At 57.7% G+C, this 23,892-nt stretch carries 19 protein-coding genes; 16 read left to right on the forward strand and 3 right to left on the reverse strand.

From position 1 onward, the window contains the following. The 4 genes from HQL63_09050 to HQL63_09065 all read left to right on the forward strand — a co-directional run. The coding region (locus HQL63_09050; GenBank protein MBF0176979.1) for a magnetic particle specific iron-binding protein at positions 1 to 282 on the forward strand (282 nt) is incomplete at its 5' end. Positions 283 to 502: 220 nt separating this feature from the next. Next, positions 503 to 1,303 carry a DUF2202 domain-containing protein gene (locus HQL63_09055; GenBank protein ID MBF0176980.1) on the forward strand — a complete coding sequence of 267 codons (801 nt, stop codon included), beginning with the start codon at positions 503 to 505 and terminating at the stop codon, positions 1,301 to 1,303. Between the two features lie 186 nt (positions 1,304 to 1,489). Beyond that, positions 1,490 to 2,254, forward strand: a complete 765-nt coding sequence (locus HQL63_09060; protein ID MBF0176981.1) for a magnetochrome domain-containing protein — start codon at positions 1,490 to 1,492, stop codon at positions 2,252 to 2,254. A gap of 21 nt (positions 2,255 to 2,275) precedes the next feature. After that, positions 2,276 to 4,219 carry an MFS transporter gene (locus tag HQL63_09065; protein MBF0176982.1) on the forward strand — a complete coding sequence of 648 codons (1,944 nt, stop codon included), beginning with the start codon at positions 2,276 to 2,278 and terminating at the stop codon, positions 4,217 to 4,219. On the opposite strand, the gene ppk2 is transcribed toward HQL63_09065, so the two are convergent. Next, positions 4,209 to 5,111, reverse strand: coding sequence for a polyphosphate kinase 2 (gene ppk2 / locus HQL63_09070; GenBank protein MBF0176983.1), 903 nt, complete (start codon positions 5,109 to 5,111; stop codon positions 4,209 to 4,211). The two genes, HQL63_09065 and ppk2, sit on opposite strands and share 11 nt — an antisense overlap. Before the next feature lie 50 nt (positions 5,112 to 5,161). Beyond that, on the reverse strand, positions 5,162 to 8,596 hold the full coding sequence (locus tag HQL63_09075; GenBank protein MBF0176984.1) for a class I tRNA ligase family protein: 3,435 nt from the start codon (positions 8,594 to 8,596) through the stop codon (positions 5,162 to 5,164). A gap of 243 nt (positions 8,597 to 8,839) precedes the next feature. Between HQL63_09075 and HQL63_09080 the strand changes: the two genes are divergently transcribed. From HQL63_09080 to HQL63_09135, 12 genes are all read left to right on the forward strand, one after another. Next, positions 8,840 to 9,442: a DedA family protein gene (locus tag HQL63_09080; protein ID MBF0176985.1), complete on the forward strand. Its 603-nt coding sequence runs from the start codon at positions 8,840 to 8,842 to the stop codon at positions 9,440 to 9,442. 155 nt (positions 9,443 to 9,597) lie between these two features. Continuing rightward, entirely contained in the window at positions 9,598 to 12,138 is a 2,541-nt protein-coding gene (locus tag HQL63_09085) for a hypothetical protein (GenBank protein MBF0176986.1), read from the forward strand. Between the two features lie 286 nt (positions 12,139 to 12,424). Continuing rightward, a complete protein-coding gene (locus HQL63_09090) occupies positions 12,425 to 14,485 on the forward strand; it encodes a hypothetical protein (protein MBF0176987.1) in 2,061 nt (686 codons plus the stop codon). A 331-nt stretch (positions 14,486 to 14,816) separates the two neighbouring features. Continuing rightward, entirely contained in the window at positions 14,817 to 15,395 is a 579-nt protein-coding gene (rsxA, locus tag HQL63_09095) for an electron transport complex subunit RsxA (GenBank protein ID MBF0176988.1), read from the forward strand. A 43-nt stretch (positions 15,396 to 15,438) separates the two neighbouring features. Continuing rightward, entirely contained in the window at positions 15,439 to 15,978 is a 540-nt protein-coding gene (gene rsxB / locus HQL63_09100; GenBank protein ID MBF0176989.1) for an electron transport complex subunit RsxB, read from the forward strand. Positions 15,979 to 16,056: 78 nt separating this feature from the next. Then, on the forward strand, positions 16,057 to 17,562 hold the full coding sequence (gene rsxC / locus HQL63_09105; GenBank protein MBF0176990.1) for an electron transport complex subunit RsxC: 1,506 nt from the start codon (positions 16,057 to 16,059) through the stop codon (positions 17,560 to 17,562). A 135-nt stretch (positions 17,563 to 17,697) separates the two neighbouring features. After that, positions 17,698 to 18,768, forward strand: coding sequence for an RnfABCDGE type electron transport complex subunit D (locus HQL63_09110; protein MBF0176991.1), 1,071 nt, complete (start codon positions 17,698 to 17,700; stop codon positions 18,766 to 18,768). Positions 18,769 to 18,791: 23 nt separating this feature from the next. Next, entirely contained in the window at positions 18,792 to 19,421 is a 630-nt protein-coding gene (locus tag HQL63_09115; GenBank protein MBF0176992.1) for an RnfABCDGE type electron transport complex subunit G, read from the forward strand. Beyond that, positions 19,418 to 20,020, forward strand: coding sequence for an electron transport complex subunit E (locus HQL63_09120; GenBank protein MBF0176993.1), 603 nt, complete (start codon positions 19,418 to 19,420; stop codon positions 20,018 to 20,020). The genes HQL63_09115 and HQL63_09120 overlap by 4 nt, the downstream gene beginning before the upstream one ends. A gap of 25 nt (positions 20,021 to 20,045) precedes the next feature. Next, positions 20,046 to 20,426, forward strand: a complete 381-nt coding sequence (locus HQL63_09125; GenBank protein ID MBF0176994.1) for an RnfH family protein — start codon at positions 20,046 to 20,048, stop codon at positions 20,424 to 20,426. Positions 20,427 to 20,452: 26 nt separating this feature from the next. Beyond that, positions 20,453 to 20,947, forward strand: a complete 495-nt coding sequence (locus HQL63_09130; GenBank protein ID MBF0176995.1) for a SoxR reducing system RseC family protein — start codon at positions 20,453 to 20,455, stop codon at positions 20,945 to 20,947. Next, the gene (locus HQL63_09135) at positions 20,944 to 21,756 is read left to right on the forward strand and encodes a hypothetical protein (protein ID MBF0176996.1); all 813 of its coding nucleotides are present in this window, start codon (positions 20,944 to 20,946) and stop codon (positions 21,754 to 21,756) included. The genes HQL63_09130 and HQL63_09135 overlap by 4 nt, the downstream gene beginning before the upstream one ends. Before the next feature lie 282 nt (positions 21,757 to 22,038). Here HQL63_09135 and HQL63_09140 read toward each other — a convergent pair whose 3' ends face one another. Further along, positions 22,039 to 23,790, reverse strand: coding sequence for a chloride channel protein (locus HQL63_09140; GenBank protein ID MBF0176997.1), 1,752 nt, complete (start codon positions 23,788 to 23,790; stop codon positions 22,039 to 22,041). Between the last annotated feature and the right edge of the window lie 102 nt (positions 23,791 to 23,892).

The following is a 23,892-nucleotide window of genomic DNA, read 5'->3' on the forward strand; positions in this document are numbered from 1 at the left end:
AAGGCAGGCGTAGCCAAGACAGCCACGGCTGCCATGACACCCCCCCCTCTCCCCCACCCCCAAACCGTCGTCCTGGTTGGCACCAAATCAGCCTTGGCCGGAACCGTAGCCAAAGCCGGCGGCACCATTTGGACCGGAACAGGCGCCACCCTGGGATTGGGCCTGGGTCTGGGGGCCTGGGGTCCGGTTCTGCTGATTGGTGTAGCCACATTGGTCGGGTACGGCGTTCACCACTATGTCACCCTGCGCCGCTCCGCATCCGCTCAGAGCAATAACATTTGAGAAAGTGTGCTGCCGACCCCTGTTTTTGCAATTTTTCAAAGCTGCAATGCGTCTGCATGCGATGGCCCTGGGCTGCCAGCCAATCAAGTTGACTCGTTCACCCATGGCCTTCATAATGGGCGCGTTGGGGCTGCGCCCGCAGGGGTCAACAAAACGGACGCCTGGCCTGAAATGAGTGCGCAACATCCGTGCGAATACGGGTATTCGCTTCTGGAGTGATATGAGCCTGCTCGACGATCCGTTTGAAAAATCCTCTCCCGCCGACCAGAACGGTAGAGGTCGAAACAACGAAGGGAGCGTCGCATCCAGGGGACTCTTTGTCCCAGCCGTGGTGGGGCGTGTTCTGGTCGGTGCAGTCTTTGCAGCCGTCTTTTATTTTCTCCTGGAAAACAAATCGATCATCCCGGACAGTGCATCCACCAGTTTCGCCCCATCTTCCGCGCAAACAGTCGCTTTTCAACCCGCATCACCCGGCGGATTGAGTCAGGCCGAGATCACCTCCTTGCAGTTCATGCGCGAAGAGGAGAAAATGGCCCGCGATGTCTACCGTGCGATGCATCAACGGTGGGGCCTCTCCTTGTTCAACAGCATTGCCCGATCAGAACAAAAGCACATGGATGCGGTACGTGCGTTGCTGGTCCGCTACCAAATTGCCGACCCGGTCATCGATGATACTGTCGGTGCTTTGCAAAACGCCAAATTATCCGCAACCTATCAGACGCTGCTCAAACGTGGCGAACAATCCGTCAACGAGGCGTTACGTGTCGGGGGTTTCATCGAGGAGGTGGACATTTCCGATCTGAATGAGGGCATCAAAGGTGCGCAGCACCAGGATATCATTCAGGTCTATCAGGCCATACGCGGAGGCTCGTTCAACCACCTGCGAGCGTTCGTGCATGGTTTGGAATTGCGGGGGCAGACCTACAGTCCGGTCATCATGCATCAACAATCCCTGGACACCATCATCCACAGTCCCATGGAGATGGGTCCGCCGCAGGTACAGGTGATGGGACCGCGTTGACGCTGTGCCGGATGCCACTGTTCAGCACCCTTTCAGGAAAGGCTTGAACATGAAAGCCTTTGTCGGGACTTCGCCCCGAACCCCACCAGGACGCTCTCCTGGACCTGCCAGGGAGCCAGCCCCCTGGACCCCGATGCGTGGCCATGCGCCGAACAGTTACCACCGGACAAAAATCACAGGAAGCCTTTGAAAAATATCGCTGAGTGGATCATGGCCGCCGGGGTGGTCTTCAGTATCGGTCTGCTGCTGCTGACCATCATCCCCGACAATCCGTGGAATGACCACGTCTACAATAATGTGCCCCCCATCGTCGCCGGGGTTGCATCGCCCCACAAAAATGGGCGACAGATGATGGTCTGTTCCAGTTGCCACGAGGTCATGCAGATCGATGGTACCGGTCAGACCCGGGCCATTCCCCCCGTCATCGAGGGGACGCCCAACCCCCACCCGGATGCCCGAGGACAACAAAATTGTGGTCGCTGCCACAAGATGATCAGTCGGCAACAGATCGCCACACTGCATCAGTTGCGGCAGGCTCCGGCCTCCATCCCCGTTGCCTTGACCCCCGGGTTACCCCCTGCCTCGACCTCTCTGCTCGACCCCGAATCCCACGAACGCTTTCAGGTCGTTCGTTTCCAGGGCAAGGTCCGGCATGTATACTGGAAGTCGCCGCGCGTCACTCTGGACAATCAGGAAGGGGTGATCATCCTCGTTGACGATGGCGTCAACGAACCCGTCTGGCTGGATCTGGGGCCACGCGGCAACCTGGAACAACAAGGGTGTGGCGTCCAGGTCGGAACCTACATCAAGGGAACAGCCTTCCAGGAAGCCAGTGTGCAGGTTGCCCAAATGCAATATGCCAAAACCCTCGCCATCCATGGCCAATTCTGCACCCTGCGTGACAATCATCTGCGCAGTTGGACCCCAGGACTGGACAGCGATGAAGAGTGAACCCGGCAAGGCGGCCCCCCCATGACCCAGCATGACACCGAGCCGGCGCAGAATCTTTTCAGTCCAAAACACTGGAACACCTTTTATCTCCTGTCGGCCCTCAGCACCCTGGTGATCTCCTTGACGGTGGCCTTGCAGCCGCTGTTTCTGGATGAGGTGTTGAAAATACCCTTCGAGAATGAGGGGAATATCAACGCCCATGTGCAGGTCGTCACCCAGATTATCAGCCTGGGAATCACCTTCTTCCTGGGCCAATCCTGGAGCCGCCAGCACGTCACCAATCCTCTTTTGTATGGATTTTGGCTTGCCTCCCTGGGCGCCCTGCTGATCCCCTTGAGCGAGGGTATCGAACTCCTGTTCGGCGTCGGCAGCCTGCTTTTCTATTACCTGATGCGCATCCTGATCACGGCTGGCAGCGATACGGTCCAGATGAACCTCTCCACCCTGGGAGGCGACGCCACCTGGCAGCGCAAGGAGTCCCCCCTGCTGGCCAACATGACCGTCATGATGGCCTTCGGCGCCACGGTGGTCTGCGCCATCCTGATGCAGATCCCCATCTCCTCCAGCAACATCCATCTCATCATGATGATGCCCTTCCTCGCGGCCCTGCTCGGGGCCGTGGTCACCCAGAGGCACATGCCAGGGCACATCTCATCCCAGATCAGGAGCACAACCCCCCTGGACACCGCCTGGGAACTGATCACCAGCGACCCGCGCCTACAGCTTTGTTTTGCCTCGGCGTTTTATGTCCGTGCCGACATGGTGGTGACCAGCCTGTTCCTCTCTCTCTGGTGCATCTCCTTTGCCGACATCGTGGGTGTCACGCGCATCCAGGCGGTGGGTCAGGCAGGTTTGCTGCTGGGCTATATGGGAGTTGTCGTTCTCCTCGCCATGCCTCTCTGGACCCGTTTCATGCAGCATCACAGCCGCATCTCCGCCATTGGCGCGGGTCTCTCCCTGGCCGGTTTTGGCTTCATCCTCATGGGGTGGATGGATGGCAACCCCTACGACTGGAGCACCATGCTGCTGCCACTCTTCCTGGTCGGCATCGGTCAGGCCGGATGTCTGGTGGCCCCCAAAATCCTTGCCACGGAACTCTCCCCCAAACATATCCTGGGCTCGGTACAGGGTATTTTGATCCTGGTCAGCGGCATGGGTATCGTCATGCTGGTGCAGAGCGGCGGTTACTACTTCGATGCCGTGGGGCCCAAATCCCCCTTTGTCCTCATGGGAACCGGCCACCTGCTGGTCATGCTCTATGCCTTCTGGCTGCTGAAAAACGGGATGGACGAGAGCGATGATCACGTTTTGACCAAAAAGCGCCGCAAAACCAGCCTGAAACCTCTCATCGCCATGATCTCCATGTTGCCGATCATCTGGTTGGTCGGGCGCATGTTGATCGGCGGCATCTCCCTGGGCAGTTCCCTCGGACAAATGCCCGTCGGCTTCATCAATCGTTATCTGGGCGACTGGGCCTTCAACTTTTTGATCGTCTCACTCGCCATTCGCCCCATCCATGAATTGACCAGGATCAAGGTTCTCATGCAGTACACACGCATGATCGGCCTGTATGCGGCCTTTTATGCCTTCCTGCATGTGCTCACCTACTTCAGCCTGGAGTGGGTCTTCAACTGGTCGGGCATTTATGGCGACATCGTCAAGCGCCCGTTCATCCTGTTGGGCATGGTCGCTTTTCTCATGCTGGTCGTGTTGACGGTCACCTCCACCCACAACATGGTGCGCAAGCTGGGCCACAAAAAATGGAAAAAAATCCATTCCCTGGTCTATGGCATCAACATACTCGTCGCCTTTCATTTTTGGTTCGCAGCCACCCACGAAAATGGCGAACCTATTGTCTATGTCATCGTGGTGCTGCTCCTGCTCGGCTTTCGCCTGAAGGAAAAAAGCAAATCCGGAAAGGGCGCAGCCCCTCCTCCTGGAGCTCCATCCCGGCCTACAACGTGAACCGGCCCTCCTGAATACGCTGGGCCTCCATCGACTCCAACTCCCGCAATCCCGAAACCACGACCTCGGGGTCGGGCACAAAATCCAGATCCCGATTCCGCTCTGGATAGGGCACCGCATTCAACACCACCTTCATGGCGTTCAAACGGGCCATGTGCTTGTTGTCGGAGCGAATGATGGTCCAAGGGGCCTCCGGGGTGTGGGTCCGCTTCAACATGAAATATTTCATGTTGGTAAAATCGTCCCAATGATCCTGGGCCTGGAGGTCCACTTCGCTCAATTTCCACTGCCGCAACGGGTCATCCCGGCGTCTGTTGAAACGGGCCAATTGGACATCCTTGGAGACGCTGAAGTAGGTTTTGACCAGAATTGTCCCCTGCCGGACGATGTCCTGCTCGAAGCCGGTCACGGCCAGCATGAAATCCTGATATTGCCGCTCGGTGCAAAATTTGAAGACCGGTTCGACCATGGCGCGGTTGTACCAGCTCCGGTCGAAGAAGACCACCTCGCCGCCGCTGGGAAATTGTTCCACGTAGCGTTGAAAAAACCATTGAGTCCTTTGCACGTCCGTGGGTTTCCCCAGGGCGACCACCCGGTAGTGTTTTTCATTCATGTAGCGGGTGATGCGGCGCAGGGTTCCCCCCTTGCCAGCCCCGTCACGGCCTTCGAGGATGACAATCATCCGCAACTCTTTCTCTTCAAGGTAGTGTTGCAGCTTGATCAACTCCGCCTGGTATGGCTTCAGGTTTTCTTCCTGGATATGTTCCTGGACCGCCCTGGAGGTATGCTCCTGAAGGTGAGCGATCTCTCCACGCAGGCGCTCGTTCTCCTGGACACGCTGATGCAATGCAGCCAGAAGACTCTCCCTGGTCGCCAGGGAGGGATCCGCCATGAGGGCGGAGAGGTCATTTTCTGCAACGGGCGTCGCGGCGTTTTTCGACATCATGCCACCTTTTCCAGTGCGATGTGGAGAGAGACACCCTCCAGCTTGAGGAGCTCCCCCCCCTGCAAGCCAGGTTGATGGGTGATGGTTTGGGCCAGCAACTCCTGGCACAACAAGGCGTTGTGGGTCTGCACGGCAGTGACCAGAGATTCTGGTCCATCGAACGATATACGAACCCGGTCGGTGATCTCCAAACCGGTCTCCCGGCGCATATTTTGCGCTATGCGATTGAAATGTCTCGCCAATCCTTCTGCGGCCAACTCCTTTGTCACCTCCGTCTCCAGGAGCACCAGGGTACCCTTCTCCCGCCCGGCCAATAAACCGGGTCCGGCATCCCAGGAAAATTGCAGGTCGGCAGCGGTGACCGCCAAATCCCGACCATCGTCCAGCGTCAAGGTCCAGGAGTGACCACCCGCAACGGCCTGTTGCAGCATGAGGGGGTCGGCTGCGGCGATACTGGCCACCACTTGCGGCATCTGTTTTTCAGCCTTGGCGCCCAGGGTGCGGTAGTTGGGACGCACCTTGACCTCAACACCATGCGCATCGGCCAGGATTTTGAGTGTTTTGATATTGCACTCGTCGAGAATCTGCCCGACCAGGGATGGCTCATCCAGGACTGCCCGCTCCTGAAGATCGGACGGCAGCACGCGAATGGCGCCCAAAGGTTGCCGGGTCTTGGTCTTGCACGTGTTGCGCAAGGCCAGAACGATGTTTTTGATCTTGAGGACACTCTCCATCTGTTGCTCCAGATGGAGATCACGCAAGGCTGGCTGCGGCTGCGGATAGGGGCGCAAGTGAACCGACAGCGGGGCATCCGGATCCACGGAGCGGATCAGATTCTGGTAAATCTCTTCGGTCAGAAAAGGCAGGATCGGTGCCAATAGATCCATGCAGGTCACGAGAACCGTATGCAGAGTCGCGTAGGCGGCGCACTTGTCGGAGGTCAAACCGTCTCCCCAGAAGCGCCGCCGTGAACGCCGCAGATACCAGTTGGAGAGTTCATCCATGAAGTGCTCGAACTGCTCCATGAAACGATGCACGGCAACATCGCGAAAGGCATCGTGGGCCTGCTGCATCAGCAGTTGCAAACGGCTGAGGATCCAGCGGTCCGGCTGTGGCCGATCACCCGGCGGAGGATCCTGCACACCGGGGCGCCATTGATCCACCTGGGCATAGGAGACAAAAAAGCTGTAGCAGTTCCAGAAGGTGAGCAGCTTGCGCCGCACTTCGGCATCGGGGTGGTTGGCCTTGCTCTCCTGGTGGTCCAGCCGGGGAAAATTGAGGTTGGTCGTCGGGTTCTGGCTGGCATAGAGGTAGCGCATCACATCCGCGCCCAGGATATCGGCGGCATCGTCGAAAAAGATGGCATTGCCGGTGGATTTATGCATCTCCCTGCCCTGCTCGTCGCGAACCAGGCCATGACCCAGCAAGGTTTTGAAAGGGGCGCGCCCTTCCAGTTTCACGCTCATGGCGAGCAGGGAGTAGAACCAGTTGCGAAACTGGCCCGGAAAGCACTCGATCACCATGTCGGCGGGAAAATGATTTTCCCAATAGCGCCGGTCGCTGTTGTAGCGCACCGTGCTGAACGGAACGATGCCTGCGTCCAGCCAGGGGTTGCCCACATCCTCGACCCGGCTGGCCAACTGGCCGCACCGTTCACAGGTGATCTTGATCCGGTCGATGTGGGGCCGGTGCGGCGAGTGGCCCGCAAAGGCGTCCCATCCTTCCACCGCTTTCGCCTTGAGCTCCTCCTCACCGCCAATAACCGTGAACCAGTGACAGGCATGGCACTCCCATATGGGCAGGGCCAAACCCCAAAAACGCTTTTTGGAGATCAACCAATCTCCCATGTTGTGCAGCCAATCCTGCTCCCGCGCCTCGCCGTCGACAGGAATCCAGCGGATGCCCGGAACCACTTTTTTGATCCGGTCCCGCCACTCCATGTTGATGTACCAACCATCGATGAGACGGAACACCAATTCGGTTTTGCAGCGCCAACAGTGCGGATAGACATGTGGATACTGCTCCCGGGCAATCAGCACACCCCTGTTTTTCAGATCCTGGATCACCATGGCGCTGACATCCAGGACGCTCTGGCCGGCGTAGGGGCCAAACTGCTCCAGAAAAATGCCGTTGTCATCCAACGGGGCCACGATGGCCAGGGCGTGTTCCCGGCCCAGGTGATAGTCTTCCGTACCGCAGCCGGGGGCAATGTGGACGATGCCGGTCCCCTCCGTACCGCTGATCTCTTTCCAGGGGATGGCGCGATGTCCCGCCACCGCGCTGTCCGTCACCCCCGGCGTCGGACCAAACGGGGTGACTCCTCCCGGCGTTTGCATGGCGGTCAATGCATCGCATGGGCCGGCGTAGGTCAGACCGAGCAACGCCTCGCCGGGCATTTCCGCCAAAATCTCCGCCTCTCCACCCACACCTTTGAGTATCTGGGCCAGGGAGGGAAGGTTGGCAACCCGTTTTTGTCCTTCCGCTTCCAGCTCCTGACGCCGTTTGTGGGAAAAATTGTCCTTGCCGACGTAATAGACCCAGCCGCCGTGTCGAATCTTCAGGTAGGTCATCTCCGGGTTGATGGCCACCGCAACATTGGATGTCAGGGTCCAGGGGGTGGTGGTCCACACCAGAAAGGCCTCCCTCTCCCGTCCCAGGATGGGAAAACGCACGTAGACCGAGGTGTGTTCCGTGATTTTCCGGCCTTCGGCAACCTCCATCTGGGAGAGCCCGGTGCCACAGCGCGGGCACCAGGTCATGACGTCCGTGCCGCGATAGATGTGACCATCGGCGTGGCACTTTTTTAAAAAACTCCAGATCGTGTAATTGTTCTCGTTGGAAAAGGTGAAATAACTGCCACCGTATTCCGGGCTGCCCAGGTTGGCGATGATCTGTTCGGGCGTGCCTGTGAAACGATTCCCGGATGGGGCCGTGTAGGTGATCTCGGGCAGATCATCGTGCAGGGCCTGTTGCAACCGGCGCAGCTGCCCGGGATCATCCCAATCCATCCAATATCCCAGACGGATGGATTGCTCCGTCTGTTTGGCGGCAAAAGTCAACACCCGCTCCTTGCAGGCCCGCACAAAGCGGTCCATGCCGAAGGCGAGGATATCCTTTTTCGATTTGAAGGCGTGCTCTTTTTCGATCTCGACTTCCACCCACAATCCCTGGCAGTCAAAGCCGTTCTGGTAGCGCAGCTGCCTGCCTGACATGGCGTGATAGCGCTGGAAAATATCTTTCAAAGAGCGTCCCCAGGCATGATGAACACCCATGGGATTGTTCGCGGTGATAGGTCCATCCTGAAATGACCAGACCTCCCCGTGAGCATTTTTCTCACGCAATTGGGAAAAAATGTTGTTCTCCTGCCAAAATCGAAGAAACTGTTTCTCAATTGTTACAAAATCGAGTGATTTACTGACCGTCTTGTACATGCCACGACACCAGAACAGTTTAATTGTGATGGATAAATTCTCTGTAAAGTAAACATGGATCCTGGATGGCGTCAAGAGGAGAAAATCCCCCTGCCGGTTATCATCAAACCGGAAAAAGAGGCCGTGCGCTCCCCGAAATATTCATGCTATGCTCACCGCCCTCGGTGGGGCTGCCGCCTGGTCGTGGCATGATCGGGCTCCTTGCCGCCGGTATCGTCGCTCGGATGTGAAAGGACGCCAGGCATGAGTGAACATTTCACCCAGTTCCTGTTGGCCCTGATGGGTCAGCTGGACTACACCGCCATATTTCTCCTGATGGCTGCGGAGAGCTCCATCCTGCCGGTCCCCTCCGAGCTGGTGATGATTCCCGCCGGTTATCTGGCCTCCCAGGGGCGTCTCGATCCGGGATGGATCGTCCTGGCCTCCAGTCTGGGCAGCATCGTCGGATCCCTGGGCAGCTATTACCTGGCCTTGTGGCTGGGCCGGATGCTGATTTTGCGTTATGGCAAATATTTTTTGATCACGGCGGAACACCTGGACAAGACCGAAGCATTTGTCCACAAACATGGCGAGATCTCGATCTTCACGGGCCGCTTCATTCCCGGCATCCGTCATTTGGTCTCCATGCCCGCCGGCCTGGCGCGCATGCGATTGGCGCCTTTCCTTCTCTTCACCTTTGTCGGGGCCACCCTCTGGAACGTCGTGTTGCTCATATTGGGTTACGTCATTGGCGAGAACCAGCAATGGCTACAGGACAACCTGAGCCTGGTCGTCGGCGGTGGGGTCGGATTTGCCTTGCTGGTATTGGCCGGGTATATCCTCTGGCAGCGCAAAACCGCGCGTTGACAAGCACTCCGAAGCGATGGTCAAAAAAAATCGACGTTGCTTGACAAAGGGAGCCGATCCGTGCTCTTTGGGGAGCGCGATGCGGTGGAAGGGCCATTCGGCTCGGCGGATTGAAATTCTTCGACTTAACCAAAACAGGAAAGAGGAGCGTGGAGATGGCTCGATTACAAAATGTGAGGGCTGGGCGACTTTTGTCGGTAGCGGGGGTTGCTGCTTTGGCGTTTGGTGTGGCCGCCTGCGGTGGTGGTGGCGGTTCCAGTAGCTCTCCGTCCGAAGCCGGGACGGTATACGCCGGCGGTACCCTGATCGGGGCCACCGTCTGTATCGATAACAACAACGACCAGGCCTGCGACTCCCCCTCCTCGACCACGACCACCGACGCCGATGGTAAGTTCACTCTCTCGACCAGTGGAAGATTGCTGGTCAAGGGCGGTTACGACATGGACTCCCTGGTGACAGGGAAGACCATGGCCAATTGGAAGGCCGATGGGAACGTCGCCAATGCCTCTCTGTATTTCAACCCTTATGTAGGCGCCCTGACCGCCCCCTCCGGCGCTGCGGCGATCACCCCCATCACGACCATGGTCCAAACCCTGGTTGACAGCGGCACCCCCGTCGCCGACGCCCAGACCAATATCCAGAAATCTCTGGGAATCGATGCGACCGTCAGCCTGATCGGTTCCTCTGCCATGCAGTCCCTGACCAGCCCGGCTGCCATGCTCGGCATTCAATCCCTGGGTCGCATGTTCCGACAGGCGGCAACCTCCATCTCGGCTGCCTCCGGCATCGATACCTCGGTCACGACTTACAGCGCGACGACCGATGCCAGCAAGGGTGACGTGGCGAGAATCTTCCTGAGCGTGGCCAAGGCTGCCGCCAACGCCATGAACACCAACGCGACCCTGGCTGCGCCTGTGGTGTACAGCTTCACCGGCGACACCGCCACACAAACAACCGCGCTGGGCACCCTGGTCACCACCGTCATCACCAACGCAGTCACTACGGTCTCCAGTGACGCCGCGTTCGCGGCCTCGACAAGCCTGGCCAAGATCAGCCCGGCTGGCATCGCTGCCCTTGCCGGGGATTCGATCGTGTCGGGCGTGCAAAACGTCGCCAAGCTGGTCAAAACGGCGGGGGCCAACTTCCCGGTCGGAGCCACCCTGGCGGATGTGACGGCCCAGTTGCAGGCCCAGAAGATGGATACCTTGATCAGCGCCCAGGAGCGTATGGATGTCGTGGCGCAACAGTTGACGGATCCGACTGTGCAGGCCATGGTCACCCGGGCCTACCTCCCCAGCGGTGGTCTGGGCGCCCTGGAGGCCAAGATCAAAGCCATCGGCACCGAGTTGGCGGCGGCGCAAACCCTCCTGAAGGACAATCAGGGTGACCTGACGAGTACGAATGTCACCACCGGTATCATGCAGGCCATGACCGGTGCGCTCCTCCAGATGGCCAACGTGGCTGCGGATCCAAGCTTCGTCAAGACCAATCTTCCCTCCACAGTCGAAATTCCGACTGCTCTCAACATTAGCCAAAAAATGGTCAAATTCGTGGAAAATTCGCAGGCCGCCTTCTTCGGGCCCAACGTTTCTGCGGACCAGACCTACACCCTCACGACCAACATGATGGGTGGCATGCAGACCAAACTGAATGCTGTCAAGGGGATGACGGGTTATGCCATCACCGTGACCGATGATGTCATCGCCAATTCAGTCTCTGTCGTTGTGACGGAAGTCCAGAAGCAACCCAAGTTGAAGGGGGTCTTCAATGCGACCAAACTCGCCACCCTGGGCAATGCGGTCCAGGCGGTGATCTTGAACCAGGTGGGTGGAAATCAGGCTGCGTTTGATGCCCTGATTGGCAAAAACCCAACCATCGTGACCACGATCCAGACCGTCAACGGCGGCAAGGCCGTGAATGGCGCATCTGCGGTGGTGATCACTTCCACCATCACGGTTCCCGGTTCCACGGTACCTGCGGTTGTGGTGCCTTATGCCGGCAAGAACGGGCTGGTGCTGGTCGACAACAAGGTGACCGTGAACGGCACCGCCGCCACCACCACCTCCAGCGGCAGCTTCACCCTCTCCCCCTTCGTACCCAATACGTCCGTGTTTGGCGGTATTTCCACGCTGACCTTTGTAGCCAAGGTGGCAAATGAACCTTTTGGCGCCGGCGTCACCAGCAAATCCGTCAAAGTGGGTGTCTCCGTCATCCCCGTTGATTCGACAGGAGCAGCCAGCACGACCAACAGGCGTCGGTTGAGCATGGTCATCGATGGGGTCACTCTGACCCTCAACGGCACATTGTTGACCGCCAACATCCCGACGACCTCCAGTCTTTACTACTCCATCACCAATACCAGCGGTACCACGTTTACCGCTACGACCGCCAATCCCAAAGCAGATGCCATCACAGTCAGCAGCGATGATGCAGTCAAGACGGGCGCCACCATCACCCTCGACGGCGCCAGCCTGATTCCCAAGGCTGCGAATGTCTTGATTGCCCAAGACGATCAGGGCAATGGCTCTTCCGCCTACTGGCCGTGGAACTCGGGCGCCAAGTTCAGCATCACGACCTACATTGATGGTGTGACCCTCCTCGACAAGGATGGAAACAACATTGATACCGGATCCTTGTCGGTCAATGGCGCGTCCGTCAACGGCAGCAAGTTGACCGGTGTGGCAACCATCCAATAGTCACAAGAACAAAAAAAGCTGTTGACGCAAAGGCAGGTTCCGGTTGATTGAACCTGCCTTTGCACCTCAAGTGCCCAGTCTACGTTGGCCAACGGAAGAGGAGAATTCCCCCACTCCCTGGCTGGGCCCTTTCTTACCCTTCCCTGCTGCCTCCCCCTTCGGCTACAATTCTGGGCTGTTCCTCCTCAAGTTGAACATACAACGCGCTCGTGTTGTTTTTTTTCGTCCCTGTGCCAGACCGGCTGCCGAGGCCCGTTCTGGTCTGTCGGTTATTGGTGACACTGCCATGGTACAAAGAAATTTACGGGACTTGCGGCAATTTGAGAGTATGGACCAGTTTGCGCAAACCTACCTGAAGCGGTTATACGAAACGATCAACGACCTTGAATCCCTGAGTGGTATCGACCCTGACGAACTTCCCAACGTCGTCGGGAGAATGGTGCGAACCTTTTCCGAAATTCGTGATGCATCCAGCACCCTTGGCAAAAATAATATTTATCTATTGAGTCAATATCTTGAAAGGTTGGCCGAAAAATTACACCAGAGAAAATTGCCTCTGAGAGTCAGCACCATGGCAGTCATGGTTTCAGCCGCCACGACGCTGCGGGGCCTTGTGGTCGATATCGCCATCAGCGACACCATGGATATAGGTGAAGATGTCGATGCCTTGAAAGATCTCGTCGGGGATATTTCCCTTTCCCCGGACGGAGAGTCAAGCGACATTTCCGGTAATATGGTTCCCACCCGCGAGGTAGACGCGCAAGACGCGAGGCAACCGGTCAGCCTCGACCATTTTGTTCGAAAATCAACTTTCCAGGAAGATCAGGATCGGGTCGAACTGGGCCGCGAAAGGCAAATCCGGGAGGCACAGGCCAGGGAGAGCGCTGCCTTGGAGTTGCAGGCCCGGGAAGACCAGGATTTCGAAGCAAAAGTCCGGGAGGATCGAGCATGGGAAAACCAACCCCGCGAGGCCCAGGTAACCAAGACATCGAGTCGTGATGATCGTGACCAGGATACAGATACAGGTGGCGGGGATGCCAAGCCCGGCGATAGGCAAGCCGGGCAGGTCCATGATGAGCAAGTTGGACAGGCGCATGTGTCGAAGGACCAGGCCAACAGGAAGCAACCTCCCAAGCCCAAACAGAATATGCTGGTCCAGGTGTTGCTCAGGCTCGCTGTATCCGGGCTTATGCTTGCGCTTGTCATTCTGGTACTTGAAAAAACAAAAATTGTAAAAAAACCCCTTACACCCTCATCCACCGAAACACCCGCCTCACCCCTACCCGCTGCACCGATGCTGGCCGAAAAGTCTCTATCCTACCTCGTGGCAACCCCTCTTCTTGCGGCCCTGACAAACGAACCGCCAGCCACCAACAATCTTGCCGGCGCGACGCCACCCGGAAAGACCGGTCAGACTTCCTCCCAACCTTCTGCCAACCCTGGCGAGTTGGCCAGCGCCCATATGGCGGATGTCTCCTCATCCGAACAGACGATGGCAGCCAGACCTGTGGAGTCTCCAGTGCCTGAATCCGCGCAGACATGGGCGCCGGTCTCCGAGCGACACCCAGCCTTGACGGCGGAATTGGCAGCCCTGGTTGCGGCGCCAATCCTGCCATCAGAGCCAAACTCAGCCAACCCGCCACCGACCCCTGCTTCTGAACGAACCCCCGACAGTGCGCCTGCAACCCAACCCGAACGGACATCGGAAAGTGTGGTCTCTCCCCCTCCTTCCGGTACTGATCGTGCGCCTGCAGCCCAACCCGGACAGACATCGGAAAGTGTGGTCTTTCCCCCTCCTTCCGGTACTGATCGTGCGCCTGCAACCCAACCCGGACAGACATCGGAAAGTGTGGTCTCTCCCCCTCCTTCCGGTACTGGCCGTGCGCACACAGCCCCGGTTGCCCACCCGGAAATGCTCCCCTTTTCCGACTGGCTCAAACCCATGGACCGTCTTCTCTCTTCACCCTACCTGACCCTGACGCCGGGCAAGGGTCAGCCACCGGGAAGGCTTGACTATCATTTCGGGGAAAATGGCGACCTGTTGTTTTCCGTCGAACAGTTGTTGGGACACACCGCCGCCCGTCCCGGGGAACTCTTTGTCATCACGGCTGAAACGGTCACCCAGCTCAGGGTGGTGTTTCAGGTGGTCCCCCGTGAAGCCTATATGTTTCCCGTGGACAACAGTGGCCGGGTCACTGTTCCCCGCGCCTTTTGGGAAGCCTTTGTTCGTGTCAGCAAGCGGGCTGTCAGCCTGAGCCGTGTTGTCAGTGACCATTCGAGCATCGTTGCCCTCCGGGATCTGGAGGCTGTCACGGTGCAATCGATTGCCGAACAGATCAAACGATAACAGCCCACTCCGAACCAGCCATCGGTTTTTCCCATGGCGCCAAGTGTTGCAGAGCAAGTATTAAGATGGTATAAAGAAGAGTTGGAAAAAAAGTCAAGATTCTCTTCATCATCTCTGGACAATTTCTTGCTGCGTGTTAAAGTCACGGCTGGGGTCGGATTGCCGAAGATCCCTCGATGGGAAGAGTGCCTCGTTTCCGGTAGTTTGGTCAGAGGCGTTCAGAAGGGATGATGTAGATCTCTCTCCGAAGATTGGATGGAATGGGTGGCCGTCATCCTGGACGTCTTCACTGCCTGCCGGTCCAAAAAAGTCAACAGGTGAGATGAATGACATGACCGACTTCGTACTTATTCTCGTCAGCACCGTCTTCGTCAACAATTTCGTGTTGACAAAGTTTTTAGGAATCTGTCCCTTCCTCGGGGTGTCCAAGAAAGTTGAAACCGCCATTGGCATGACCTATGCGGTCGTCTTCGTCATGACCCTGGCGTCAGGCATATCCTGGGTCGCCGAGAGAGCGATCCTTGCCCCCTTGGGCCTTGAGTATCTGCGCACCATCTGCTTCATTTTGATCATCGCTGCCCTGGTTCAGTTCACCGAGATGGTCATCCGCAAGACCAGCCCCGTCTTGTATGCGGCTTTGGGCATTTTTCTCCCCCTGATCACAACCAACTGCTGCGTGCTCGGTGTAGCGATTCTGAATATCCAAAAGGGGAGCTCTTTCCTCGAATCCTCCGTTTATGGTTGTGGCGCAGGCATGGGGTTTGGTCTGGTTCTCATCCTGTTTGCCGGCATGCGTGAACGCATCGACCTTTCGGATGTGCCTGTCCTGCTCAAGGGATCGCCCATCTCTCTGGTGAGTGCCGGGTTGCTTTCTTTGGCCTTCATGGGGTTCTCCGGTATCGTCAAGTAACGTCTGGTTTGATCGTTGACCGACTTCTCTATGAGGAGAGTTTATGATTGAAGCCGTGTTGAGCATGAGTGGTTTGGCGCTGGTCGCCGGGTTGGGTTTGGGGTTTGCAGCCAAAAAATTTCATGTCGAGGGTGACCCGAAGGTTGATGGGTTGACGGCATTGCTCCCCGCCACCAACTGCGGCAACTGCGGCTTTCCCGGTTGCCGCCCCTACGCCGAGGCCATTGCCACGGAACAGGCTTCCAGTATAGGCCTTTGTACGCCCGGTGGCGTGGCCGTCATGGAAAAAATCGCCGCCATGTTGGGTGTCGAGCCTGTCGAGATGGATGTCGATTCCGGACCCAAGGTCGCTTTCGTCCGCGAAGAGGATTGCATCGGTTGCACCGCCTGCATCAAAGCCTGCCCTGTGGATGCGATCATTGGCGCCAACAAGCAATCCCATACCGTGGTCGCGGAGATGTGTACCGCCTGCAAAGCCTGCATCGAGCCTTGCCCGGTGGATTGCATCGACATGGTCTCGGTGCCGATGACTGCCTACACATGGCGGTGGGATAAACCCGGAACCACGAACGCTCTCCACTGATCAGGTGGGTCTGGCGCAGTGCGGCTGCGTCGGGTTGACATGGTGTTTCAAGAGGCAATGGGGACATCGAGGATGGGCATGGTCGCTGCAGTACTCAAAAAATTTCATGGTGGTGTGCATCCCGTCGAGCACAAGGAGCTCTCCGAGCTTTGCGCCATCGAGCCGATGCCCCTGCCCGGACGGCTCGTCGTACCCTTTCACCAGCACCTTGGGGCCCCCAGTGAACCGGTGGTCAAAGCAGGTGACAAGGTGCTCAAGGGCGACCCTTTGGGAAGGCCGGAAGGTTTCATCTCCGCTTCGGTCCACGCGCCGACGTCCGGGACCGTTGTCGCCATCCAGGAACACGCCGTGGGCCACCCCTCGGGCCTGACCATGCTGTGCGCCATCATCGAGCCTGATGGAAAGGACGCATGGAATCCTCAAATCAAGGGGGTGGACAACCCTCTCTCCCTGGAGCCTGTTGCCATTCGCGACCTGGTCAAGGCCGCCGGCATCGTCGGGCTTGGCGGGGCATCGTTCCCCAGCTTCGTGAAATTATCTCCGCCGCGTGACAAGGTCGTAGAACTGTTGTTGATCAATGCCGTGGAGTGCGAGCCCTACCTGACCTGCGATGCCCGCCTGATGGAGGAGCGTCCGCAGGAGGTGGTCGAGGGCATTCAGATCATGCTCCATGCCCTGCAAACCAGAGAGTGTGTCATCGGCATCGAAGAAAACAAACCGAGAGCCATAGCGGCCATGGAGAGGGCCGTCGCCGGGGAGCCCCGCATACGGGTGTTGACCCTGCCGGTCATGTATCCGCAAGGATCGGAAAAACAGCTGATCGAGGTTGTGACCGGGCGTCAGGTGCCCTCCCGGGGGCTGCCCATCGATATCGGAGTCATCGTCCACAACGTCGCCACCGCCGTGGCCGTCCGCAACGCCGTTCGATTGGGTCAACCCCTGCTCTCCAGGGTCGTCACCGTAACGGGCCACAGCATCACGCGCCCTGCCAATATCGAGGTGCTGGTCGGCACCCTTGTTGATGACATCCTTGCCCATTGTGGAGGCTTGCGACCCAACACCCCCAAGGTGGTGATGGGTGGCCCGATGATGGGCTTGGCCCTGCACCAGACGGATGTCCCCGTCGTCAAGGGAACCTCGGGTATTCTCGCTCTGACCCGGGACGAATCCTCCGGCAAGCAGGAGCACCCCTGCATCCGTTGCGGCAACTGCACCCATGCCTGTCCCATGCAGTTGGTTCCCTGCACCATGGCCTGGTTTGCCAAGACGGATCAGATCGACCAGTTGACCGGTGTCGATCTGTTCGATTGCATCGAATGCGGCTCCTGTTCCTATGTGTGCCCCGCCAACATTCCCCTGGTCCATTATTTCCGCTTCGGCAAGCTTGCCCTGCAAGCCAAAGAGCGGGAACAAAGGAAAAATGAACTGAACAAGGCCCGTACCCAATCCAGAAATGAAAGATTGGCCAGGGAAAAATTGGCCAAGGAACGGAAAAAAGAGGAGATGGCAGCCAAAATGGCGGCCAAAAAAAAGCTCGACAAGGATGCCGCCACACAAAAGTCGGACCATCCCGCAGCCGAATAGGTGCCATCGCTCCGGGTGGCCGAGGCGGGGCCAACCGCTTGGTGATGGGACAAGGGTCGGAAACGCTTTGGACGGAGAAGTTTTTATTCAAGTCGAAGACACCCAGAGATGAAGGAACCGGAAACGGAAAGTACAATGAGTCCATCAAACCTGTTGTTCACTTCCTCTCCCCACGTTCACGGGGGAGATTCCATTCCCCGGATCATGCAGACGGTCATCTGGGCGCTTGTACCTGCCATCCTCCTGTCCGTTTGGATTTTTGGTTGGCCGGCGCTCCTGGTGATCGTCATCACCACACTGGCCGCCGTCGCAACCGAATACATGATGGCCAGGATCAGGTGCCGACCGGCCCCTCTGGGCGACCTTTCCGCTGCCTTGACGGGCTTGTTGCTCGCCCTGACTCTGCCACCCCACAGCCCCTGGTGGATCTGTGTGGCTGGCGGTTTTTTTGCCATTCTGCTGGGCAAACAGGTCTACGGCGGGTTGGGATACAACATGTTCAACCCCGCCCTGATCGCCCGAGTGTTCTTGTTGGTCTCCTTCCCTGTCGAGCTGACCACATGGCCACAACCCAGCGGCCTGATGTCTCCACAGGCCCTGTCGTTCGGTGACGCCCTCTCTCTGATATTTTCCGGACACCTGCCTCCCGGCGGGGTCGTGGATGCAATCAGTTCCGCCACTCCACTGGGGCAGTATCACATCGGATTGAGCATGGGCAAGACAGTCCAGGATGTACTGGGCGGCGCCTATGCCTTCGACCACCTCAAGGCCGCCACCGGTTTCATCGCCGGGTCGTTGGGAGAGACTTCCGCCGTTCTCCTGGCCCTGGGAGGTCTCTACCTGCTCGCCAAGCGCATCATCACCTGGCACATCCCCCTCTCCATGCTGGCCGGTTGTCTGGTGCCCGCCACCATCTTCTGGTTGCTGGATGGGACAAGGTACCCCGACCCCATTTTTCATCTGGTGACGGGTGGTTTGGTGATGGGTGTCTTTTTCATGGCAACCGATATGGTCACCTCTCCCGTAACGCCGTTGGGACAGATCCTGTTCGGCGCCGGATGCGGGTTGCTGACCTACATCATCCGCACCTGGGGTGGTTACCCGGAAGGGGTCTCCTTCGCCATCGTCATCATGAATGCCGTTGTTCCCCTGTTGGATCAATACACGCGGCCAGTGGTCTACGGAAAAGCCAAGAAGAACGCTTAGGATGGATATTGAGGAGTTTGGCAATGCCTGACTTTTTCAGAATGGGTCTGATTCTTATGGTTGTCGGCTTGACTGCCACCGCCATACTGGCTGGAACGGACTCCATCACCAAGGGCCCCATCGCCGAGGCCAAGCGGCAGGAACTCTTGCATGCCCTGCAGCAAGTCCTCCCCCCGGGGTTTGACAACAGTCCCGACCAGGACTTCATCGTCGTCAACGATGCCCGATTGGATAAAAAGAGCAGCCCCGTAAAAATCTACCGGGCCCGTGGGAAGGGTGCCGACCTGGGCGCCGCCTTTACGGTCATCGCTCCCAATGGCTACTCAGGTGATATCGAAATCCTGTTGGGCATGGCCGCAGGGGGTACAGTCTCCAGCATCCGGATCCTCTCCCACAAAGAGACCCCGGGATTGGGGGACAAGTTTGCGACCACATCATGGCCGGATGCCTTCAAAGGAAAGACCGCCAGCAACGTCAAATGGGGAGTCAAAAAGGACGGCGGGGATTTTGACCAATTTGCCGGCGCCACCATCACCCCACGCGCCATCGTCGGCGCTGTCAAACGCGGGTTGGATTTCTTTGTCGAAAATGAGGCCAAATTGTTTGCCAAAGCGGCCCCTGCTGCAACCAAGGCGATGGAGGTCAGGCCATGAGTGAAACCGGAACAATCGTCAAAAACGGCCTTTGGGACAACAACGTCATCTTTGTCCAACTGTTGGGCATGTGTCCCTTGCTGGGGGTCTCGACCAACGCCGTCAATGGCATCGGCATGGGTTTGGCTACAACGTTCGTGCTGGTTGGATCCAACGTCGTGGTCTCCTGGGTTCGGAACTTTATCCCGAATGACATCCGCATTCCCGCCTTTGTCATCATCATCGCGAGTTTTGTGACTGTCGTCGATTTGATGATGAACGCCTTTTTCCTGAGCCTGCACAAGGTGCTGGGCATCTTCATTCCCCTGATCGTGGTCAACTGTGCCATCCTGGGCAGAGCTGAGGCTTTTGCCTGCAAGAACAAGGCGCTTCCGTCGGTTATCGACGGTTTGTCAACCGGCCTTGGATTCACCCTGGCTCTGTTTATCCTGGGATCGTGCCGTGAGCTGCTGGGATCGGGAAAGTTATTTGGCATGGATGTGTTGGGGCCTTCCTACCATCCGGCCATCGGTTTCATCCTTCCTCCTGGCGCCTTTATCGTCCTGGGCTTTATCCTGGTGGCGGTCAGATGGTTGAACGCCAGACAAGCCAAAGCCTGATCGTACCGTTGGGGAGCATCGACGCATGAAAATCGCGGTGGTTTACGCCGAAGCTGCAAAGCAGACCGTCATCGAGTTCGAGGCCAACGATGGCATCACCGCAGCCGAGGCTGTGGAGCGCTCTGGAATCATGAAGAAATTCCCCCAGATCACCCTGGAAAGCAACAAGCTGGGCATTTTCAGCAAGATTGTCGAACCCGGGCAGGTTCTCGTGGCGGGTGATCGCGTGGAGATCTATCGCCCCGCTCTGGGCAAGCCCCCCAAAAAAGAGCGTGCCGCCAAAGAGTCGGATGCCGATGCCGACGGGGAGGCCAGTGCAACCAAGTCGGCCAAACTGGCCGCCGCCAAAAAACGGGTTGCCGCCGCCAAAACCAAATCCGACGAGACAAAAGCCACGGCAGGCTGACATTCCTGAATCAGGAGGGAGTTGCGATGCGTGAGCAGGCCCGTGTTTTCGCTCTTGATGGCCAGCATGCGTTGGTGGTCGGTCAAAAGCAACGTGGATGTGGCACGTGTCCTCAGGAGGCCGGTTGTTCGACGCTCTCCCTGGGAGGTGGCAACAAAGAGGTGCATGTCCGTGCTCTCAACCCGATTGGCGCTGAGGTCGGCGATCTTGTAACCCTGGAAATTTCGAATCGTCACTTTTTGCGTTCCTCTTTTCTTGTCTACGTCGTACCGGTGTTGGTTCTCTTTTGTGGGGGATTTTTGTTTCAGTCCATCGGATCCAGGCTGGGTCTTGCGGCCAGTGATGCCGAAGCCCTGGGTGGTGGCGCCGGCATGCTCTGTTTTGGGCTCTTTTTTTTTTGGCTGAAACAGCGCAACAAACGCCTGGAAAAGAGAGGGGCCGGTGTTCCCACTATTGTGGAAATTGCCCATCCGCTTGAGGCTTGCGCGACCGTTATTCCGATCAAAAGTCAGCATCATTGAAAAATCCGTTGGCCGCCATACATCAACAGCCAACCCTTTCGGTTCGTCGCCCCTCCCCCTGCTTCCTGCAACGTTGTGATCCCCGCAGCCGTTTTGCTGCTTTTATCGTCATGTCAATCGTTTTTTCCCGTCTTGGCGATGGATCTCCTGTCAGGTGGCTCACTGTTGTGGTTGTGCCACTCCTGCCCTGGCTCTCCGCCATGCCGTGGCGTGATTTTTTGTCGCCCCTTTGGAAATTGCGTTGGTTTTTTCTGTTTCTATTCCTCCTGCATGGTTTTTTTGTGCCAGGGAGCGCGTTGCTCCCTTTTGCCCACGGCCTGAGCAGGCAGGGGGCGCTCGCCGGAGCGCAACAATCCATCCACCTGGCCCTCATGGCGACACTCGCCTGGGTTCTCGTGCAGACCTCATCGACCGAGGATTTGATCACAGGCGTGCGAGGATTGTTTGGACCTTTGGAGAGGGTCGGCATCCCCGTATTGAAATGGGCAACCCTGCTGTCGTGGACCCTGGAGTGCGTTGGCCGCCTGTTGCTGCTGGCCGATGCAAGCCGCCGGCAGGTCACCCTGGAGAAGAGGGGACAACTCTGGTCAGATGTCCTGACCCTGCTGAGTCAACGGGTCAACCTGTTCATCACCGACATGATGGCTGACATGACGCAGCAGGAACACCATTTGATCACCCAAGGGGTCATCACAGGCCTGCCGATACCACCCCATGTTGCCTATCGTCCGGGGTGGCGTGATGTGTTGTTGCTGACCACTTCCCTTTTCTTTCTGTTCCTCCCTGCTCACGGCCTTGCCAATCTGTGAACCGGGGCAACGGCTCCAGTACCCTTTCAAAAAGGGCCTGGACACGAAAGCCTTTGTCAGGGCTTCGCCCCGAACCCCACCAGGACTCTGTCCTGGACCTGCCAGGGAGCCAGCCCCCTGGACCCCGATTCAGTACCCTTTCAAAAAAGGCCTGGACATGAAAGCCTTTGTCAGGGCTTCGCCCCGAACCCCACCAGGACTCTGTCCTGGACCTGCCAGGGAGCCAGCCCCCTGGACCCCGATTCGTTGCCGGGTAGTGAGGCAGGGCTTCACCCGACCATGTCAGTTGTGCGCCCGGGTCTGTCCAGATTCACGATCCATCAAAGCCTTGTTGTACGCCCGGATCACGTCGTGACTGGTGATAATCCCCAAAATCTGGGCAGGATCGATCTGGGAGATCACCACCACCTGTTCGATGCCGGATGCCCCCATCTGGCGGAAGGTTTCAAACAGATCATCAGTGGGACCAACCTTGAGTATGCGCTGAATGGGAATGTCCCGCACCAGAACCAGATGCTCCAGCCCCTCCTGAAAGGCAACACCACGAATTTCCCGGAAAGAGATGGTCCCTTTGATCGCGCCGTCATCTCCTCTGACCAGAAAAAACTCTTCCCGGGTGTTGTGGATCATCTCCTTGATGCGATGGATCGTCGTGACATCGGTCACAACAGGACAGGATGGACGCATGATGGCCCCGACCGGAATATCGCGCAGCAGGTTGGCCTCGCGCTGGGTGTCGAGTTTGATCTCCTTGCGGCTCAAGGCCCGCGTAAACACCGAATGACGATAGATCTGGTGGATCAGCAGGGAGGCAACGATGGACGATACCATCAGGGCCAGCATGATCCTGTAGTCACGGGTCAACTCGAACAAAACCAGAATGGAAGTGATGGGCGCCCCCAGGACCGAGGCGCACATCGCTCCCATTCCCACCAAGGCATAGGCCCCCGACCCGGCGGAGAGGGCCGGAAAAAGAGAGTGCGCATAGGTACCGTAGGCCCCGCCAACCATGGCCCCCAAAAACAGACTCGGTGTAAAGACACCGCCCGAAAATCCACTTCCCAGGGTGACGGCGGTGGCTATGATCTTGATAAAAACCAGCGCCAGCATCAACATGCCCAAAATCTCTTCCCGGAGGGCATGATTCATGGTGTCATAGCCCACCCCCATGATCTGTGGAAACTTGAGGGCGATCAAGCCCACCACAAACCCGCCCAGCATGGGCTTGTAATAGATGGGAACAGGGATTTTGCGGATCAAATCCTCGGACTTGAACAAGGTGTGCATGAACAAAATGCCGGTCAGGCCACAAACCAACCCCAATCCAACATAGGCGGGTATCTCCCAGGCGGAAACCAGGGTGTAGTGGGGAACGATGAAAGCAGGAAAATCTCCCAGGTGGATGCGGGCCACCACCGTCGCGATCACGGCGGAAAGAACGACCGGTGAAAAGGTGGTCAGACCGTAATCCCCCATGATCACCTCCAGGGAAAACATCACCCCGGCAATGGGCGCATTGAAAGAGGCGGCGATACCGGCTGCAACCCCACACCCAACCATGGTGCGCATGTGTTTGGTCGTCATCTGTAGATAGCCGCCAAACATGGAAGCAAGCGTTGCCCCCAGATGCACCACGGGGCCTTCACGGCCAACTGATCCGCCACAGCCGATGGAGAGCGCACAGGCCAAAATTTTTCCCAAACCATCCTTGGGGTTGATCTTCCCTCCCTTCAAGGCGACAGCCACCATCACCTCGGGCACACCATCCCCCCGGGCCCCAGGCAGGAAAAAATGCACCAACGGGCCAAGGATCGCTCCTCCCAGAACAGGCATCAGCAGGATATGCCACCAGGCGAGCTCGGACAAAACACTGACGACATCCTCGTCACCGCTGCCCATAAAAAAATACTGACACAATTCGATCAGGCGGCGGAACAAGATCGACCCATAACCAACCATGATACCAATGAGAACAGCCATACCGGAAAGGGTGATCTGTTCGTTGACACCCAGTCGGTTGAGAAATTTCAGCATGGATCGCTTATTCTGCCGCAGGTTTTGGTCGATCAAGAGAGTCAGGGAGCCGGAACCTCATACTAATCCGGGGTGGGGTCCCCCACAAGCAGGATTCCACCC

The sequence above is a fragment of the Magnetococcales bacterium genome, assembly GCA_015231175.1.
Classification (GTDB): domain Bacteria; phylum Pseudomonadota; class Magnetococcia; order Magnetococcales; family DC0425bin3; genus HA3dbin3.

Coding starts and splice junctions, on each gene's coding strand:
- HQL63_09085 (MBF0176986.1), top strand. CDS start 9,598: ATGGCTCGATTACAAAATGTGAGGGCTGGGCGACTTTTGTCGGTAGCG.
- HQL63_09065 (MBF0176982.1), top strand. CDS start 2,276: ATGACCCAGCATGACACCGAGCCGGCGCAGAATCTTTTCAGTCCAAAA.
- HQL63_09115 (MBF0176992.1), top strand. CDS start 18,792: ATGCCTGACTTTTTCAGAATGGGTCTGATTCTTATGGTTGTCGGCTTG.
- rsxC (MBF0176990.1), top strand. CDS start 16,057: ATGGTCGCTGCAGTACTCAAAAAATTTCATGGTGGTGTGCATCCCGTC.
- HQL63_09055 (MBF0176980.1), top strand. CDS start 503: ATGAGCCTGCTCGACGATCCGTTTGAAAAATCCTCTCCCGCCGACCAG.
- ppk2 (MBF0176983.1), bottom strand. CDS start 5,111: ATGGCGGATCCCTCCCTGGCGACCAGGGAGAGTCTTCTGGCTGCATTG.
- rsxB (MBF0176989.1), top strand. CDS start 15,439: ATGATTGAAGCCGTGTTGAGCATGAGTGGTTTGGCGCTGGTCGCCGGG.
- HQL63_09075 (MBF0176984.1), bottom strand. CDS start 8,596: ATGTACAAGACGGTCAGTAAATCACTCGATTTTGTAACAATTGAGAAA.
- HQL63_09125 (MBF0176994.1), top strand. CDS start 20,046: ATGAAAATCGCGGTGGTTTACGCCGAAGCTGCAAAGCAGACCGTCATC.
- HQL63_09120 (MBF0176993.1), top strand. CDS start 19,418: ATGAGTGAAACCGGAACAATCGTCAAAAACGGCCTTTGGGACAACAAC.
- HQL63_09090 (MBF0176987.1), top strand. CDS start 12,425: ATGGTACAAAGAAATTTACGGGACTTGCGGCAATTTGAGAGTATGGAC.
- HQL63_09130 (MBF0176995.1), top strand. CDS start 20,453: ATGCGTGAGCAGGCCCGTGTTTTCGCTCTTGATGGCCAGCATGCGTTG.
- rsxA (MBF0176988.1), top strand. CDS start 14,817: ATGACCGACTTCGTACTTATTCTCGTCAGCACCGTCTTCGTCAACAAT.
- HQL63_09080 (MBF0176985.1), top strand. CDS start 8,840: ATGAGTGAACATTTCACCCAGTTCCTGTTGGCCCTGATGGGTCAGCTG.
- HQL63_09140 (MBF0176997.1), bottom strand. CDS start 23,790: ATGCTGAAATTTCTCAACCGACTGGGTGTCAACGAACAGATCACCCTT.
- HQL63_09110 (MBF0176991.1), top strand. CDS start 17,698: ATGAGTCCATCAAACCTGTTGTTCACTTCCTCTCCCCACGTTCACGGG.